This window comes from Acidovorax sp. 210-6, assembly GCF_010020825.1.
GTDB lineage: Bacteria > Pseudomonadota > Gammaproteobacteria > Burkholderiales > Burkholderiaceae_C > Simplicispira > Simplicispira sedimenti.
The window spans coordinates 2,537,125-2,553,765 of the sequence record NZ_JAACJE010000001.1; the positions used below are offsets into that span (position 1 = coordinate 2,537,125).

16 protein-coding genes are annotated in these 16,641 nt (G+C 61.1%); 4 read left to right on the forward strand and 12 right to left on the reverse strand.

What is annotated here, in order from left to right; translation table 11 throughout:
• Positions 1 to 69: 69 nt before the first annotated feature.
• Positions 70 to 1,761, reverse strand: coding sequence for an AMP-binding protein (locus GWK50_RS11695; protein ID WP_162016671.1), 1,692 nt, complete (start codon positions 1,759 to 1,761; stop codon positions 70 to 72).
• Between the two features lie 402 nt (positions 1,762 to 2,163).
• Here GWK50_RS11695 and GWK50_RS11700 point away from each other — a divergent pair, with 402 nt between their 5' ends.
• Both GWK50_RS11700 and GWK50_RS11705 read left to right on the forward strand, forming a co-directional pair.
• On the forward strand, positions 2,164 to 2,763 hold the full coding sequence (locus GWK50_RS11700; RefSeq protein ID WP_162016672.1) for a TRAP transporter small permease subunit: 600 nt from the start codon (positions 2,164 to 2,166) through the stop codon (positions 2,761 to 2,763).
• Between the two features lie 14 nt (positions 2,764 to 2,777).
• Positions 2,778 to 4,562 carry a TRAP transporter large permease subunit gene (locus GWK50_RS11705; protein WP_162016673.1) on the forward strand — a complete coding sequence of 595 codons (1,785 nt, stop codon included), beginning with the start codon at positions 2,778 to 2,780 and terminating at the stop codon, positions 4,560 to 4,562.
• Positions 4,563 to 4,852: 290 nt separating this feature from the next.
• Here GWK50_RS11705 and aceA read toward each other — a convergent pair whose 3' ends face one another.
• A complete protein-coding gene (gene aceA / locus GWK50_RS11710; protein WP_162016674.1) occupies positions 4,853 to 6,175 on the reverse strand; it encodes an isocitrate lyase in 1,323 nt (440 codons plus the stop codon).
• Positions 6,176 to 6,498: 323 nt separating this feature from the next.
• Between aceA and GWK50_RS11715 the strand changes: the two genes are divergently transcribed.
• Positions 6,499 to 7,461, forward strand: a complete 963-nt coding sequence (locus GWK50_RS11715) for a DMT family transporter (protein WP_277950297.1) — start codon at positions 6,499 to 6,501, stop codon at positions 7,459 to 7,461.
• Here the strand turns inward: GWK50_RS11715 and rraA are convergent.
• From rraA to GWK50_RS11765, 10 genes are all read right to left on the reverse strand, one after another.
• On the reverse strand, positions 7,450 to 7,950 hold the full coding sequence (rraA, locus tag GWK50_RS11720; RefSeq protein ID WP_162016675.1) for a ribonuclease E activity regulator RraA: 501 nt from the start codon (positions 7,948 to 7,950) through the stop codon (positions 7,450 to 7,452). The two genes, GWK50_RS11715 and rraA, sit on opposite strands and share 12 nt — an antisense overlap.
• A 10-nt stretch (positions 7,951 to 7,960) precedes the next feature.
• Complete coding sequence (locus tag GWK50_RS11725; RefSeq protein WP_162016676.1) at positions 7,961 to 8,260, reverse strand: hypothetical protein; 300 nt, start codon at positions 8,258 to 8,260, stop codon at positions 7,961 to 7,963.
• 47 nt (positions 8,261 to 8,307) lie between these two features.
• The gene (locus GWK50_RS11730) at positions 8,308 to 8,583 is read right to left on the reverse strand and encodes a FixH family protein (RefSeq protein ID WP_162016677.1); all 276 of its coding nucleotides are present in this window, start codon (positions 8,581 to 8,583) and stop codon (positions 8,308 to 8,310) included.
• A gap of 38 nt (positions 8,584 to 8,621) precedes the next feature.
• On the reverse strand, positions 8,622 to 10,058 hold the full coding sequence (gene ccoG, locus GWK50_RS11735) for a cytochrome c oxidase accessory protein CcoG (protein ID WP_162016678.1): 1,437 nt from the start codon (positions 10,056 to 10,058) through the stop codon (positions 8,622 to 8,624).
• A 120-nt stretch (positions 10,059 to 10,178) separates the two neighbouring features.
• Positions 10,179 to 11,099: a cytochrome-c oxidase, cbb3-type subunit III gene (gene ccoP / locus GWK50_RS11740; protein ID WP_162016679.1), complete on the reverse strand. Its 921-nt coding sequence runs from the start codon at positions 11,097 to 11,099 to the stop codon at positions 10,179 to 10,181.
• Positions 11,100 to 11,123: 24 nt separating this feature from the next.
• Complete coding sequence (locus GWK50_RS11745; RefSeq protein ID WP_162016680.1) at positions 11,124 to 11,261, reverse strand: cbb3-type cytochrome c oxidase subunit 3; 138 nt, start codon at positions 11,259 to 11,261, stop codon at positions 11,124 to 11,126.
• A 17-nt stretch (positions 11,262 to 11,278) separates the two neighbouring features.
• Positions 11,279 to 11,908: a cytochrome-c oxidase, cbb3-type subunit II gene (gene ccoO / locus GWK50_RS11750; RefSeq protein ID WP_162016681.1), complete on the reverse strand. Its 630-nt coding sequence runs from the start codon at positions 11,906 to 11,908 to the stop codon at positions 11,279 to 11,281.
• Between the two features lie 19 nt (positions 11,909 to 11,927).
• Entirely contained in the window at positions 11,928 to 13,370 is a 1,443-nt protein-coding gene (gene ccoN / locus GWK50_RS11755) for a cytochrome-c oxidase, cbb3-type subunit I (protein ID WP_162016682.1), read from the reverse strand.
• Positions 13,371 to 13,432: 62 nt separating this feature from the next.
• Positions 13,433 to 13,570, reverse strand: coding sequence for a cbb3-type cytochrome oxidase assembly protein CcoS (gene ccoS, locus GWK50_RS11760; protein WP_162016683.1), 138 nt, complete (start codon positions 13,568 to 13,570; stop codon positions 13,433 to 13,435).
• Between the two features lie 27 nt (positions 13,571 to 13,597).
• Entirely contained in the window at positions 13,598 to 16,030 is a 2,433-nt protein-coding gene (locus tag GWK50_RS11765; protein WP_242455363.1) for a cation-translocating P-type ATPase, read from the reverse strand.
• Between the two features lie 102 nt (positions 16,031 to 16,132).
• Between GWK50_RS11765 and GWK50_RS11770 the strand changes: the two genes are divergently transcribed.
• Positions 16,133 to 16,576 (forward strand): universal stress protein, encoded by a 444-nt coding sequence (locus tag GWK50_RS11770; protein WP_162016684.1) that lies wholly within the window; start codon positions 16,133 to 16,135, stop codon positions 16,574 to 16,576.
• Positions 16,577 to 16,641 lie beyond the last annotated feature (65 nt).

The following is a 16,641-nucleotide window of genomic DNA, read 5'->3' on the forward strand; positions in this document are numbered from 1 at the left end:
CCGGCGGCCTGCCCCCCCAGTAAAAACGCCCGGCATGCCGGGCGTTTTTACTGGGGAGCGGGGCTGGGGTCAGGCGTTGTGCCAGATGACCTTCTTGCCGGAGTTCTCCCAACGCTCATAGTTGGCGGCGTACACGTCCTCGATGCGGTTGCGCTTGACCTTGAAGGTCGGCGTGATGAGGTCGTTGTCCACGGTCCAGGGCGTGGTGACCACGACGATGCACTGCAACTGCTCATGGGGGTCGAGCCCCACGTTGATCTGCTTGAGGTGCTGCTGCAGCGACGCCTCCAGCTTGCTGCGGTATCCCGCATCGGCCGCCTGTGCTGCGGCTTCGGCACCCAGCATGACAATGCCCAACGGCTGCCCCAGATTGGCCCCGGTGACCACGCAGGCTTCCACGGCCTCATGCGCACCCAGCTTGTCCTCGATGGGCGCAGGCGCCACGTACTTGCCCTTGGCGGTCTTGAACAAATCCTTGACGCGGCCCGTGATGTGCAGGCAGCCTTGGGCGTCAATGCGACCCTTGTCGCCCGTCTTGAGCCACCCATCGGCAGTGAACGTGGCGCTGCTGAGTTCGGGCTCCTTGTAATAGCCCAGCATCAGGGCCGGGCTGCGCATTTGAACCTCTCCGGTCTGCGGGTCGATGCGGTGCTCCACCCCATCGTACACCGGCCCCACACTGCCCTGTTGGTTCTTGCCGGGGATGGTGAGGTGTGAGACAGCGAGGTTCTCGGTCATGCCGTAGCCCTCGTTGATGTGCAGGCCCAGGCGGCTGTACCACTGCAACAGCGCCACCGGCATGGGCGCAGCGCCACCCGCAGCAATGCGGCACTGATCCAGGCCCAGGGCCTTTTGCACCTTGCGCCGCACCAGGCCGCCAATCAGGGGGAGCGACAACAGGCGCTGGAGCTTTTGCTCGGGCATCTTGTGGTGGATGCCCTGCTGGAACTTGACCCACAGGCGCGGCACCGAGAAGAAGATCGTGGGCCGCGCACGCTGCAGGTCAGCCGCAAAGGTGTCGAGCGACTCGGCAAAGTACACGTGCATGCCGGTGCGCAGCCAGCCGTGCTCGACCAGCACCCGCTCCACCACGTGTGCCAGCGGCAGGTACGACAGCATGCGGTCTTGCTCGTTCATCGCAATGCGCTGAATGCCTGCGCCCAGCGCCCAGGCAAAGTTGCCAAAGCTGTGCATCACCCCCTTGGGCATGCCTGTGGTGCCGGAGGTGTAGATCAGGGTGGCCAGTTCGTCGGCACCGCGCGTGGGCTGCCCTTGCAGGGGTTGCGTGCCGGCACAGATGGCGTCCCAGCCCTTGTAGTTCTTGATGGCGTCGGCGGGTGAAAGCGGATAGCTGATGCAGGGCATGCCCTCGGGCACACCGGGCTTCATGCCTTCCCAGCCGTCGAGCTTGCCGATAAAGCAGGCTTTGGCCTCGCTGTGCGTGAGGATCTGGCGCACCGTATCGTGCGCCAGTGTGGGATACAGCGGAACAGACACATAGCCGGCCATCCAGATGGCCAGGTCACTCATCAACCACCAGGCACAGTTCTTGGACAGGATGGCCACGCGCGAACCAGGCTCCCAGCCCTGTGCCTGCAGATAGGCCGCCATACGGCGCACTTGTTCACCCACCTGCGCCCAGGTGAAATCCTGAACTGCGGCGCCGCCCATGGGCTGCGTCAGGGCCACGCGCGTGGGCGCCGTGGTTTCCCAGTGGTACAAGCGCTGGAGGGCCAGGGATGCGGGGGGGACATTGCTCATGGACGGCTGACTCCTATCGACATCAAAAAAAGAGGTGTCCTACAGGTGACACCTCGCTGCGGTCCAGTATAGATTTGCCGTTTTCAGATTGATGGGGCCAGCGCTCTAAAGGAACTAGCGATTTACCCTCATTGCGGCAGCAGATACTGCATGTCAACGTGGCGCTTCGGTAACCAAAAAAACCCTGGGCTCGCGACCGATACCCACTCAGTAGTTACCCTGATTGCTAGCAAATATGTAGCATCAAATCCAGGTTGAAAGAGCCTTGCAAAGCGTCACGCAACCGTCAGACTCGGTTGATGACGCTCCGTAGAATGGCGCCCGTATTCCAGAAGCGCCCCTGCGTGTTGTCGATCAGACGGGGCGCTGTGTTCTGAATGTCTAATGATGATGGGAGACTCCATGCAGGCTTTACTCAGGTTCTCAAGAGGAGTGGACTGGCTCAGCGCCCAGATCGGCAAATACGTCGTCTGGCTGATCCTCGCGTCCACGGTGATCAGCGCGCTCAACGCAGTGGTGCGCAAAGCGCTCAACACCAGTTCGAATGCATTTTTGGAGGTGCAGTGGTATCTGTTCGCGGCATCGTTCCTGATTGCCGCGGGCTACACCTTGCTCAACGGTGAACACGTGAAGATCGATGTGGTCACCAGCCGCCTGTCCAAACGCGCGCAGATCGGTATCGACATTTTTGGTTTTGTCTGCTTCCTCACGCCCATGTGCGTGGCGGTGCTGTGGTACAGCATTCCCTTCTTCCTGCGCGCCTATGCGTCGGGCGAGATGTCGAACAACGCCGGCGGCCTGATCCGCTGGCCCGTGTACCTGGTGTTGCCGCTGGGTTTTGGCTTGTTGCTGCTCCAGGGCTGGTCTGAACTCATCAAGCGCATCGCGTTCCTGCAAGGCCTGATCGAAGACCCGACCGTCAAGAAACAGGAAAAGACGGCCGAGGAAGAGCTCGCCGAGTCCATCCGCCGCCTGGCTGAAGCCGCCGGCAACAAGAACTGAGCGGGGCACACACCATGGAATTCATTGCTCACAACCTCGCCCCGATCATGTTCGCAGGGCTCATCGTCTTTCTGCTGATGGGCTTTCCCGTGGCTTTCAGCCTTGGGGCCTGCGGTCTGTTCTTCGCCTTCATCGGCATCGAGCTGAATGTGCTGCCCGAAGCATTGATGCAGGCATTGCCGTTGCGCATCTTCGGCATCATGCAGAACGACACGCTCTTGGCCATTCCGTTCTTCACGCTCATGGGACTGATCCTTGAGCGCTCGGGAATGGCCGAAGACCTGCTGGAAACCATTGGCCAGCTCTTCGGCCCCGTGCGCGGTGGTCTGGCGCTCGCCGTGATCTTTGTGGGAACGCTGCTGGCAGCCACTACCGGGGTGGTGGCCGCATCGGTCATCTCCATGGGCCTGATCTCCCTGCCCATCATGCTGCGCTACGGCTACGACCGACGCCTGGCCTCTGGCGTGATTGCGGCCTCGGGCACTCTCGCGCAGATCATTCCACCTTCCTTGGTGCTGATCATTCTGGCCGACCAGCTGGGCCGCTCGGTGGGCGACATGTACAAGGGCGCTTTTGTGCCTGGCTTGATGCTGTGCGGCTTCTATGCGCTGTATGTCATCCTGATCGCCATCTTCAAGCCCCAGTGGGCTCCTGCGCTCCCCCCCGAAGCGCGCACGCTCAAAGAAGACAACGGCGACACCGGCCTGCCTTCGCTGCTGGTGCTCACGGCACTGTGTACTGCGGCATCCGTCTATGTGGGCAAGAACATGGCCGCGCTGCACACCTGGTGGACCGGTGAAGCCGTGGAGAAGGTGGCCCTCGATGAAACCATCGTCGTTGCCATGTGCTTCGGCGTGGCCCTGGCCTTCATCGCTGCCAGCGTCAACAGGATCACCCGCATGGGCCTGCTGTCGCGCATGGCTGAGCGCGTGACCTTCGTGCTGATTCCGCCGCTGCTGCTGATCTTCCTGGTGCTGGGCACCATCTTCCTGGGTGTGGCCACCCCCACCGAAGGTGGCGCGATGGGTGCCATGGGCGCCATCATCATTGCGTTCCTGCGCCGCCGTTTGAGCTTTGACCTGCTCAAGCAGGCTGTGACCACCACCACCAAACTGTCCTGCTTTGTGGTGTTCATCCTGGTGGGTGCGACCATGTTCGGCCTCACGTTCCAGGGCGTGGATGGCCCCATCTGGGTGGAACACCTGCTGACCGGCCTGCCCGGTGGCCAACTGGGCTTCCTGATCGTGGTGAACATCATGATCTTCTTCCTGGCGTTCTTCCTGGACTTCTTTGAGCTGTCCTTCATCGTGGTGCCGCTGCTGGCACCCGTGGCACAGAAACTGGGCATCGACCTGATCTGGTTTGGCGTGCTGCTGGGTGTGAACATGCAGACCTCGTTCATGCACCCGCCCTTTGGCTTTGCGTTGTTCTATCTGCGCAGCGTGGCTCCGGCGAAGGAGTACGAGGACAGGATCACCAAGAAAATGATCCCGCCCGTCACCACCATGCAGATCTACTGGGGCGCCGTCCCATTCGTGGTGATTCAGCTCATCATGGTCAGCTTGATCATTGCCTTTCCGGGCATTGTGTCCAGCGGCCTGGACAAGCAAGAGGTGTACGACCTGGACAAGGTGCGGATGGAAATGGAAGCTGCCATGCCCGATGTGCCTGCCCCGGACTTCGTAGATCCCGCATCGGGCGCAGAAGGTGCGCCTGCAGAAGGCGAGGAAGGCGCTGCCGACGACCCGCTCAAGGCCTTGCAGGACTCGCTCGACAAGGACGGCGACAAGAAGCCCTGAGAACCGCAGTGGTCGCCGGGAAACAGCCCGGCCCACGCTGCAAACGAAAGCACGATCAAAAGCCACCCTGCGGGGTGGCTTTTCTATTGAGGCGGCAAGCCATCCAAGGCGCGTTTCGTCGTCACGCGGCCCAGACCTGAAAGACTGCCGATGCAGAACAGGGCCTTGCCACCACCGATGGCGTGAGGCAGCCTCCACCTACGGAAATGGGAGAAACAAAAAAGCCACCTGATACCGAGGCATCAGATGGCTTGTTGCCAAGGCGCCCTGCAGGGCGCCAGGGACTCAGATCAGTGGAACTGCTCTTCTTCGGTGGAGCCGGTCAGGGCCTTCACGCTGGAAGAACCGCCCTGGATCACGGTGGTCACGTCGTCGAAGTAGCCTGCGCCCACTTCTTGCTGGTGCGACACAAAGGTGTAGCCCTTCTCACGTGCTGCGAACTCGGGCTCTTGCACCATGTTGACGTAGTGCTTCATGCCTTCGCCGCGAGCATATGCGTGGGCGAACTGGAAGGTGTTGAACCAGTTGATGTGGATACCGGCCAGCGTGATGAACTGGTACTTGTAGCCCAGTGCGGACAGCTCTTCCTGGAAGGCAGCGATCTGCGAGTCGTTGAGGTTCTTCTTCCAGTTGAAGGAAGGCGAGCAGTTGTACGACAGCAGCTTGCCGGGGCAAGAAGCGTGCACGGCCTGGGCAAATTCGCGGGCGAAGCCGATGTCAGGCACGCCGGTCTCGCACCACACCAAGTCGGCGTAGGGAGCGTAGGCCACGCCACGGCTGATGGCTTGCTCCAGGCCGTTCTTCACGCGGTAGAAGCCTTCTTGCGTACGCTCGCCGGTCAGGAAGGGCTTGTCGTTGGCGTCGTAGTCGCTGGTCAGCAGGTTGGCGGCTTCAGCGTCGGTACGGGCCAGAACGATGGTGGGCACGCCCATCACGTCGGCAGCAAAACGGGCAGCGATCAGCTTTTCGATGGCTTCCTGCGTGGGCACCAGCACCTTGCCACCCATGTGGCCGCACTTCTTGACGGCTGCGAGCTGGTCTTCGAAGTGAACGCCGGCAGCACCTGCGGCGATCATGTTCTTCATCAGTTCAAAGGCGTTGAGCACGCCACCGAAACCGGCTTCTGCGTCGGCCACGATGGGCAGGAAGTAGTCCACGAAATTCTCGTCGCCGGGGTTGATGCCACGGCCCCACTGGATTTCGTCAGCGCGCTTGAACGTGTTGTTGATGCGGCGCACCATGGTGGGCACCGAGTCGTAGGCGTACAGCGACTGGTCGGGGTACATGGTTTCGGAGGTGTTGCCGTCGGCGGCGACTTGCCAGCCCGACAGGTACACGGCTTCCAGACCTGCCTTGGCCTGCTGCATGGCCTGACCCGCGGTGATGGCACCGAAAGCATTGACGTAGCCCTTCTTGGCGCCGCCGTTGACCTTGGCCCACAGCTTCTCTGCACCGTTCTTGGCCAGCGTGTACTCAGGCTGCATGCTGCCGCGCAGGCGCACCACGTCGGCGGCGCTGTAGCCACGCTTCACCAGCTTCCAACGGGGGTTTTCAGCCCAGTCTTTTTCCAGGGCGGCGATCTGCTGTTCGCGGGTCAGGGTCTTGTTTGTCATGGGGAGTCACTCCATCGGTTGATTGAAAAAGGTGGCCATCAGTGCTGGCGATCCATGGCTCTACTTTAAGTCTTCTATAAGACTTGCGCAACATCTTATGTCTTATACAAGACATATTTTTTAGTATTGCAAATCAATGACTTATCTGTGTCGTTTCTGAATATGAAAAGTTATTTCTCTTATTGAGAAAACTTCGACGCCGAGAAGTATTGAATTTTTGTATTGCAAAAACAAATATTCGCCATGTGAAAAAATGTGGCGTGGCTGAGCCGATCCACAGACATGCCTCAGGCATGATGCCCGCTGTTTGTGACCACCCCACCATGACCCGCCCCGCCACGCCCGCTCCGAGCCTGCCTGCCGCCTACGCCTGCCTGGCGCTGAGCATGTCCCTGGTCGGGAGCTATGTGGCCTTGTCCAAACCCCTGGCCGCGGTGCTTCCGGTGTTCTTGCTGGCCTGGATGCGCTTTGGCATTGGCGCAGTGGCCATACCGCACTGGCTGCGCAAACCGGCCGATGAGCCCGTCTTGTCGCAACACACGCGGGGCTTGCTGTTCCTGGAGTCTTTGCTGGGCAATTTTCTGTTCACGGTGTGCATGATCTACGGCGTAAGCCTGACCAGCGCAGTGACCGCCGGTGTGATCATGGCGGGCATTCCCGCCGCAGTGGCGCTGATGAGCTGGGCGTTTCTGCGCGAACGCATCGCACCGCGCACCTGGTTTGCCGTGGCCCTGGCGGTCGCGGGCATTGTCCTGTTTGCACTATCAAAAGATGAGCACCTTGCGTTTACTGCATCTGCCCTAGAGGCGGAAAACACTCAAAACGAGGTATGGCTAGGATACTTGCTCCTGCTGGGCGCCGTGGTCTGCGAGGCGGCGTATTCGGTGATTGGCAAGAAGCTGACCGGAACCCTGGGGCCACGCCGCATCACCTCGCTCATCAATCTGTGGGGATTTGCGCTGTCCACCCCCCTGGGGCTCTACCACGCCTTGCAGTTTGACTTTGCCGGTGTGGGGATCGGCATGTGGCTGCTTCTGCTGTTCTATGCCCTGGCCGCCTGCGTATGGACGGTGTGGCTCTGGATGACGGGACTCAAGGCGGTGCCTGCGGCACAAGGCGGGGTGTTCACGGTGTTCCTGCCGCTCAGCGCCACGCTGGTGGGTGTGGCGGTGCTGGGCGAGCACCTCAACGTCACGCAGTGGCTGGCCTTTGGCATCGCCCTGGCCAGCGTGGTGCTGGCCACCCTGCCCTCGCGCCTGGCGTGGCGCGTGGGCTCAGGCCAGTGACGCAGCGCTGATGACGATGCCGTCGGCGTCGGCATAAAGCCAATCGCCCGGCTGAACGCGAACGCCCTGGATCTGCACCACCACGTCGCGCTGGCCTTCGTTGCGCTTTTCAGTGGGCAGCGGCATGAGGCCCAGGGCGCGGATGCCCACACCGGTGGCATTGAGTTCCGCCACATCGCGCACGCATCCGTCCACCACAATGCCCGCCCAGCCGTTGCGCGCAGCGGCGGCGGCCAGGTTGCCTCCCACCAGCGCCCGGCGCAGCGAGCCGCCTCCATCAACCACCAACACGCGGCCCTGGCCGGGCGAGTCCACGGCGGCCTTGACGAGAGTGTTGTCCTCGAAACACTTGACGGTGCTCACAGGCCCAGCGAAGGCAGGCCTGGCGCCGTAGCTGGCAAACACCGGGGGCAAGACACGGAATTGGCCCGAGGTATCGGCCTTGTGCTGGTCGCAGAAATCGCAGGTGCTGAATGGTGAGTGGCTCATGTTCTAGGCGTCAATGTTCCGTGGGCAGATTCTTGTGGCAGGCATCGGGGCGCTGCGCCGTCGGCACCGGACATCGATTGAGTTCGAAAGGCGAGGCTGCCAGCAAGGTGGTCAATGCGCTGGACACCATGGTGATGATCCAGAACACAAAGAAGGCCGCAGTGTAGATGGCTTCACGCGACCATTCGACATGGGCGCCATTGAGCCACTGCAGGTCGTGTGGATCCACCATGGCAAAAACCAGCATTTCCAGAACGCCCGCCATCAGAAAGGCGGGCCAGGCAATCCACATCAGGCGTTGGCTCCACATCGGTCTTGTCTCCTTGGTTGCGCTGCCGAACAAAACACCCGCAGCGGCTAGCGAGGTTGATCCTGGGCAGGGGTGGCTGCGTGATTGCGGCCTTTGAGCGCAGGCACCAGACTCTTTTCTGACTCCTGCAGGCGCTCATTGATCTCAATGCCGCGGCGGTAGTAGTCTTCGGCGATCACCGGATCGGGCGTGCGCACCGCAAGCCACAGTGTGGTGAACCCAGCCACCACAACGATCAGCGGCCCACCCACGACCATCCACATGTAGCCGTGTTTCCACCAGGGGCCACTTTGGGGCGGTTTTTCAGTTTTTTGGGGGTCCATGCTTTTACCTTGGCAGAAATGTCACGGGAATGGCGGGCTCACTGGCGAGGAACCAGGAAGACGGATTTCTCAAGCACCTTCGCACCGGACTCCACGGCCAGGACTTCGAAGCGCACCGGGTGCGAGCCCTCGGGAAGGCTGCCATACGGAACATGCACCTGCACCACCACCCAACGTGATTGCGCAGGCTCGATCACATACTCAGGCTCTGCAACCAGTTGCGCGCCCTCCAGCCCACTGACGGAAAGACGGTAATGCTGGGAGACCTCCGTGGCGTTCATGATCTGGAGGCGGTAGATGTTCTCCAACTTGCCTCCGGCCACAATGCGCGCCAGCGCAGCGCGATCACGCACCACATCGACCTTGAAGGGCGTACGCACGGCCAGACTCAACAGCATGCCCAACGACAGTGCCACCAAGATGCCCGAATAGATCAGCACCCGTGGTCGCATCACACGCTTCAGAATCTCAACCTTGCCCCAGCCGCGCGACACGCCGTTCTGGGTGGAGAAGCGGATCAGCCCCCTCGGGTACTGCATCTTGTCCATCACCGTATTGCAGGCATCGACGCACAGGCCGCAGCCGATGCACTCATACTGCAAGCCATTGCGGATATCGATCCCCACCGGGCACACCTGGACGCACAAGGTGCAGTCGATGCAATCGCCCAGACCCTTGGCCTTGTAGTCCACGGTCTTGGTCCGAGGGCCGCGTGGCTCTCCCCGTGCTTCGTCGTAGGTGACGATCAGGGTGTCGCGGTCGAACATCGCGCTCTGGAAGCGCGCGTAGGGACACATGTACTTGCACACCTGCTCACGCAGGAAACCTGCGTTGCCGTAGGTGGCAAAACCGTAAAACAGGACCCAGAAAATCTGCCAGGTACCCTGGAGCGCCATCAGCTCGCCGCCCAGCTGGCGAATGGGCACAAAGTAGCCGACAAAGGTAAAGCCCGTCCACACCGAGACGGCAATCCACAAGAACTGCTTGACCGTCTTCTTCCAGATCTTCTCGAAGGTCCACGGGCTGCCGTCAAGTCGCAGACGGGCACTGCGATCGCCTTCGATCTTGTGCTCTATCCACATGAAGATTTCGGTGTACACCGTCTGCGGACAGGCAAACCCACACCAGAGACGCCCGGCCACCGCAGTGAACAAGAACAGCGCCAGCGCCGAGATGATGAGCAGCGTGGTCAGGTAGATGAAGTCCTGCGGATACAGAACCAGACCAAACAGATAGAACCTGCGCGCGCCCAGATCGAACAGCATGATCTGCCGCTCGCCCCACTGCAGCCAAGGCAGGCCGTAGAAAACAATCTGGGTGAATAACACCAAGATCCACCGCCAGCGCGCGAAATAGCCACTGATCGAACGCGGATAGACCTTCTTTTGCGCTTCGTACAGTGACGCGATCTCGTTCTGAGGATCTGCCGAAGCGATAGGGATGACCTTGCGGGGTTTCCCGCTGGGGGTATTCATGGTGCAGTGCTCATAGTGCAGAAATAGACGCAGTGGATTGGACTACGTCCTGATTAACCCGACGCGCACAAGGCCTGCACACTTTGCGCGCGCCGCAGACAGGCCCCGAGGGGCCTGTATTCAGCGCTTGGCTGCGGCACCGGGCTTGTTCGACAGACCCCACACGTAGGCGGTCAGCACCCCAAGCTGGGCTTCGGTCAGTTTGCCTGCCTGCGCAGGCATTTGGTTGGTTTTGCCCTGGTTGATCATGGTGGTGATCGCGGCTTCACCCCAGCCATGCAGCCAGATATCGTCGGTCAGATTGGGGGCACCCAGCGCCTGATTGCCCTTGCCGTCCGGCCCATGGCAAGCAGCGCAAGCCGCAAAATGTTCCTTGCCCAAATTGGCACGCAGCGAGTCATGCGGGCTGTTCGACAGGCTCATCACGTAATGGGCCAGGTTGCGCACATTTTCAGCAGAACCCACCGCGTCACCCATGGGAGGCATCATGCCCATGCGACCCTGGTGCAGGGTTTCACGGATCGTCTCGGGAGAGCCGCCGTACAGCCAATCACCATCAGTCAGGTTGGGGAAGCTCTTGCCACCGCGCGCGTCAGAGCCGTGGCACTGCGCACAGTTGTTCATGAACAGGCGCTCGCCAATGGCCATGGCTTGCGCGTCAGCGGCAATTTCTTCTGGCTTCATCGAAGCAAAGCGTGCATAGACAGGCTCAATCTCGGCATTGCCTTTGTCCATTTCGCGCTTGTACTCACCGACCTGGGACCAACCCAACTGTCCGGAGAACTTGCCCAGCCCGGGATACATGGCCAGGTAAAGAAAACCGAAAACGATGGTGATCACGAACAGCCACATCCACCACCGTGGCATGGGGTTGTTCATCTCGGTCAGGTCCTCGTCCCAGACGTGGCCGGTAGTGTTGTCCGCGGTAGAAGCGACTTTCTTGCGCGCCGTAATAACGAGCAGAATCAGACAGGCGATGATGCTGATGACCGTGACACCGGCCACAAACACCGACCAGAAATTACTGGTGAAATCACTCATGGTTTGTTCTCGTTCTGGTGGGTTTCATTCTTGTTGGAAAGGCAGTTGGGCTGCCTCTTCGAACCGCTCCCGGTTGCTGCGTGCATACGCCCACAGAGCGATGCCGATGAAGCAGCCAAACGACAGCAGCGTGACGATGACGCGCATGGTGGTAGTGTCCATGATGGCCCTTTCTACGCTTACTTGAGTGCGCGTCCCATGCCCTGCAGGTAGGCAATGAGGGCTTCCATCTCGGTCTTGCCCTTCACTTCATCTGCGGCAGCGGCAATCTGCTCGTCGGTGTAGGGAACACCCACGGTACGCAGCGCCTTCATGCGCGGAGCCACATCAGCCGGATTGATCTGGTTCTTCTCCAGCCAGGGGTAGCCAGGCATGTTGGACTCGGGCACCACGTTGCGTGGGTTGACCAGGTGGATGCGATGCCATTCATCGCTGTACTTGCCGCCCACACGGTGCAGGTCGGGTCCGGTACGCTTGCTACCCCATTGGAAAGGGTGGTCATACACGAACTCACCTGCCACCGAGTAGTGACCGTAACGCAGCGTCTCCGCGCGGAAGGGACGGATCATCTGCGAGTGGCAGTTGTAGCAGCCCTCGCGGATGTAGATGTCGCGCCCCATCAGCGGCAGCGCTGCGTAAGGCTCCACCCCCTTGACCGGCTCTGTGGTGGACTTCTGGAAGAACAACGGAACAATTTCAACCAGACCGCCCACGGCGATCACCAGGACGATCAGAACGATCATCAGGAAGTTGTTGGTTTCGACCTTCTCGTGGGTGAAACCGCTGGAGGATTGTTGGTTTTGAGACATGAATGTATTCCTCGCGATCTCAGGCGTGAGCAGGCTTGACGGCGGGGATGGCCACGTTGACCGAGCGCCCCGAAATGGCCGTCATCCAGACGTTCCAGGCCATGATGATCATGCCTGTGAGGTACAACACACCACCGGCGACACGGATCATGTAGAACGGATAGCTCGCCTTGACGCTCTCGACAAAGGTGTAGGTCAGCGTGCCATCGGCGTTGACAGCGCGCCACATCAGGCCTTGCATCACACCGGCAATCCACATGGCGGCGATGTAGAGCACGATGCCGATGGTGGCGAGCCAGAAGTGCAGCTCGATGGCCTTGACGGAGTGCATCTTTTCGCGGCCAAACAGACGCGGCACCAGGTAGTACAACGAACCCATGGTGATCAGACCCACCCAACCCAGCGCGCCGGAGTGGACGTGGCCCACGGTCCAGTCGGTGTAATGGCTCAGGGCATTGACCGTCTTGATGGACATCATCGGACCCTCGAACGTGGACATGCCGTAGAACGACAGCGACACGATCAGGAAACGCAGGATGGGGTCGTCACGCAGCTTGTGCCATGCGCCCGACAGCGTCATCACACCGTTGATCATGCCGCCCCAGCTCGGGGCCAACAGGATGAGCGAGAACACCATGCCCACCGATTGCGTCCAGTCAGGCAGCGCGGTGTAGTGCAGATGGTGAGGGCCAGCCCACATGTAGGTGAAAATCAGGGCCCAGAAGTGCACGATCGACAGGCGATACGAGTACACGGGACGACCGGCCTGCTTGGGGATGAAGTAATACATCATGCCCAGGAAGCCCGCCGTGAGGAAGAAGCCCACAGCGTTGTGGCCGTACCACCACTGCACCATGGCGTCCTGCACACCTGCATACGCGGAATAGCTCTTCATCAAGCTGACAGGCACCGCAGCACTGTTGACCAGGTGCAGCACTGCCACCGCCAAGATGAATGCACCGTAGAACCAGTTGGCCACATAGATGTGACGCACCTTGCGGATGCCGATGGTTCCAAAGAAGACGATGGCGTAGGCCACCCAGACCAGCGTGATCAGGATGTCGATGGGCCATTCGAGTTCAGCGTATTCCTTGGCGCTGGTGTAGCCCAGCGGCAAGGAGATGGCTGCAGCCAGAATCACCAGCTGCCAACCCCAGAAGGTGAAGCCCACCAGCGGACCGCCAAACAGTCGCACCTGGCAAGTGCGCTGAACCACGTAGTAGCTCGTACCAATGAGCGCGCTGCCGCCGAAAGCAAAAATCACCGCATTGGTGTGCAGGGGGCGCAAGCGCCCGTAGCTGAGCCAGGGGATGTTGAAATTGAGTTCTGGCCATGCCAGCTGGGCTGCAATGAACACGCCCACCAGCATGCCCACAACACCCCAAACCACGGCCATGATTGAAAACTGCCGCACAACCGTGTCGTTGTAGTGGGCAGCATCTGCTTTTGTTAGTGAATCCATCGCTTACCTCTTAGAGTTCTCGGAAATAATAACCTCGTTAACGGTAGTGCTATTGATGCTAGTCAACCGTCGCGAAGAATGCGTTCTCCCTCCTGCTCCACATTCTCGAACTGTCCCCTGTGCACGGCCCACCAAAGGCCAAGCAGGATCAGCAGCACCAAGACCACCGACAGCGGAATCAAGAGATACAGGATGTCCATCAGACCAATTCCAATTGCAGCGGGCACTCAGGCAGAAGCCGCCTGGCCCCTGGGGGCAGAGACGTGATCCGAGGCCTGGGGCAGGGGCGCTGAAGGGATCACTGACAAGCGCGCTGCATTCAGGATCACCAGAAGCGAACTCAGCGCCATACCCAGCCCCGCCAACCATGCCGGCATGTAGCCAGCGATTGCCAAGGGCACGGAAGCCGCGTTGTACGCAGCAGCCCACCATAAATTTTGTCGCACAACCTTTACTGCTTGCTGGGCTAGGGCTATTGTCCGGACCACCTGCCCGAGATCATCCCCAGGCACCACAAAATCCGCCCGTGCCTGTGCCAACGGCACTGCCCGACCAAAGGCGAAAGAGGCGTGCGCCGCCGCCAGCACCGGCCCATCGTTGAGCCCGTCTCCCACCATGGCCACGCGGCGACCCTGGGCCTGCAATGCGCGCATTGCAGCAAGCTTGTCGGCTGGTGCGCACTCTGCACGCCAATCGGTAATGCCCACACTGGCGGCCAACCGGGCGACGGCATCGGCGCGGTCGCCCGAAAGCAAATACACGCCCATTCCTGCTTGGCGCAGCCCGGCCACGGCTGCGCTGCTGTGCGCCCGCAGATCCTCAGCCAACACGAACCGCGCCCATTTATGGGATTGCCCGGCATCATCGATGAGCGCCAGCCAGACACTGCCCGAACCATCCAGCAGCCCCCCGCCTTCCGGCGACGTCAAGCCCGCGTGGCGTGCCGACCCCAGTCGCAGCAGCCACGCCGGGCCCGTGCCATCGGCTTGCTGCACCAGCGCCTGCAGCCCCAGGCCGGGCAGCTCCTGCAGATCCCGAACCGCCCATTGGCCCGCCACACCACGCTGCTGCGCGGCCTGCACGAGCGCGCGCGACACCGGATGCAGGGACTGCGCCGCCATGGCTGCCGCCATTGCCAGCACCTGCATTTCCTGTCCCACCTGGGTTGGCTCTATGGCCTGCACCGTCATGCTGTCGCGCGTGAGGGTGCCGGTCTTGTCGAACACCACCGTATCCACCTGCGAGAGCGATTCAAGGGCCTGCAGGTTGCGCACCAGCACCCCGCTACGCGCCAACGCTCCAGCCGCAGACAACATGGCCACCGGCGTAGCCAGCGACAAAGCGCAAGGACAGGTCACAATGAGTACGGCCACCGCCACCATGAGCGCGCGCGCCGGATCGGTGGGCCACCACCAGGCCGCCGCCAACGCCGCTGCGAGCAGCACCAGCACCAGAAAGGGCCGCGCAATGCGATCGGCCAACTGTGCCAACCGGGGCTTTTGCGTGGCGGCGCTTTCCATCAAGGCGACGATCTGGGCAAACCGGGTGTCTTCTCCCAAGCCCTCCACCTGCACCAGAACTGGCGATTGCAGGTTGAAGCTGCCCGCCACCACCTTGCTGCCCGGGCCACGCTGCACGGGTGTGGATTCACCAGTCAACAGTGCCTCGTCGGCCAATGTGCGGCCTTCGATCACCTGCCCGTCGGCTGCAAAGGCCTCACCCGGCAGTACGCGTACCACGTCACCCACTTGCAGACGACGCACGGCCACGCGTTCGAAATTGCCTCCATCGGTACGGCGCAACACGCTGGGAGGCAAGCGATTGAGCACCGCCTCCAGTGCGCCCGCGGTGCGGTCGCGCAGACGCGTCTCCAACCAGCGGCCGGTGAGCAGAAAGAAGACAAACATGGTCAGCGAATCAAAATAGACCTCGTGACCAAACACCCCTTCCGGATCGAACGTGCCGATCGAGCTCACGACAAAGGTGATGAGCATCCCCAGTGCCACCGGAAGATCCATGCTGATGCGCCTCAGCCGGATATCGCGCAGGGCGCTTGAAAAGAACGGGCCGCAGGCAAACAGGACCACCGGCAGACTGATGACCCAGGAGGCCCAGCGCAGCAAGCGCTCCATCTCCATGGACAGATCGCCCGGTGCTGCCACGTAGGCAGGCCACGCATACATCATGACCTGCATCATGCAAAAACCCGCCACCAGCCAGCGCCACAAGGCCTGGCGGTGCTCGCGCTGGCGCTGGTCGCGCGCCTGCGCGTCCAGCGCAGGCAAGGCACGGTACCCTGCCTGGCGCAGCGCCTGCATCCATACCGACGGACGTGTGTGGTCCGGCTGCCAGACCACGCGGGCGCGCTGGGTGGCCGCACTGACATCGGCGCGCTGGACCCCGGGCACGCGGCACAGCGCCTCTTCAATGGTCAGGGCACATGCAGCGCAGTGCATGCCTTCAATGACCACATTCGACTCCCAGGCGCCGGGATACCGATCCCGCCCCTCCTGCACCGAACATTCCCGACCAAACGACGGCCACTCCTGCGGATCGTCCAGCAAGACCTCATCGGCCGAGCCATCCGGCGCATCTGCGCCCTTTGCCGGGTATGGGTCGCCAGGACGCATATCCGGTGCCGGGGCAAGAATCTTTGACATGGGGCAAGCTTACAGTTACTTAGCCTCCAGATATTTGACCACGGTCAATTTAAAACACGTGTTTTTTACTCTAATCAAGGTTTTCAGCACAGAGGATTCACCATGTACCAACGCATTCTGATTGCCACAGACGGCTCCAAGCTCTCGGACAAGGCGGTTCAGGACGGGCTGACGCTGGCGGCACAATGCGGCGCAAGCGCTGTGGCACTCAAGGTGGTGCCGCGTTACCCACGCAGCTACTTCGAAGGCGGCATGCCCGTGGATCCCAGCGATGTGCGCCAGATCGAAAAACAGTGGGCCGACGCGGCCCAGGCCGAAGTCGATGGCGTCAAGACCCGGGGGCAGGCCCTGGGCGTCAACGTGAAGGCCGTGGTCGCCAAGTCCGACCTGGTGGCCGAGGCCGTGATCGCCGCCGCCAAGAAGCACAAATGCGACCTGATCGTCATGGCCTCGCACGGCCGCAAGGGCATCAAGCGCCTGCTGCTGGGCAGCGAAACCCAGCATGTGCTGACGCATTCGCACATTCCAGTGCTGGTTTTGCGATAAAAAACGGCACCAGCGCCCGTCTACAAAGCGCTAATAGCTATTAGTTGAATAGCAAAACGGGCCTC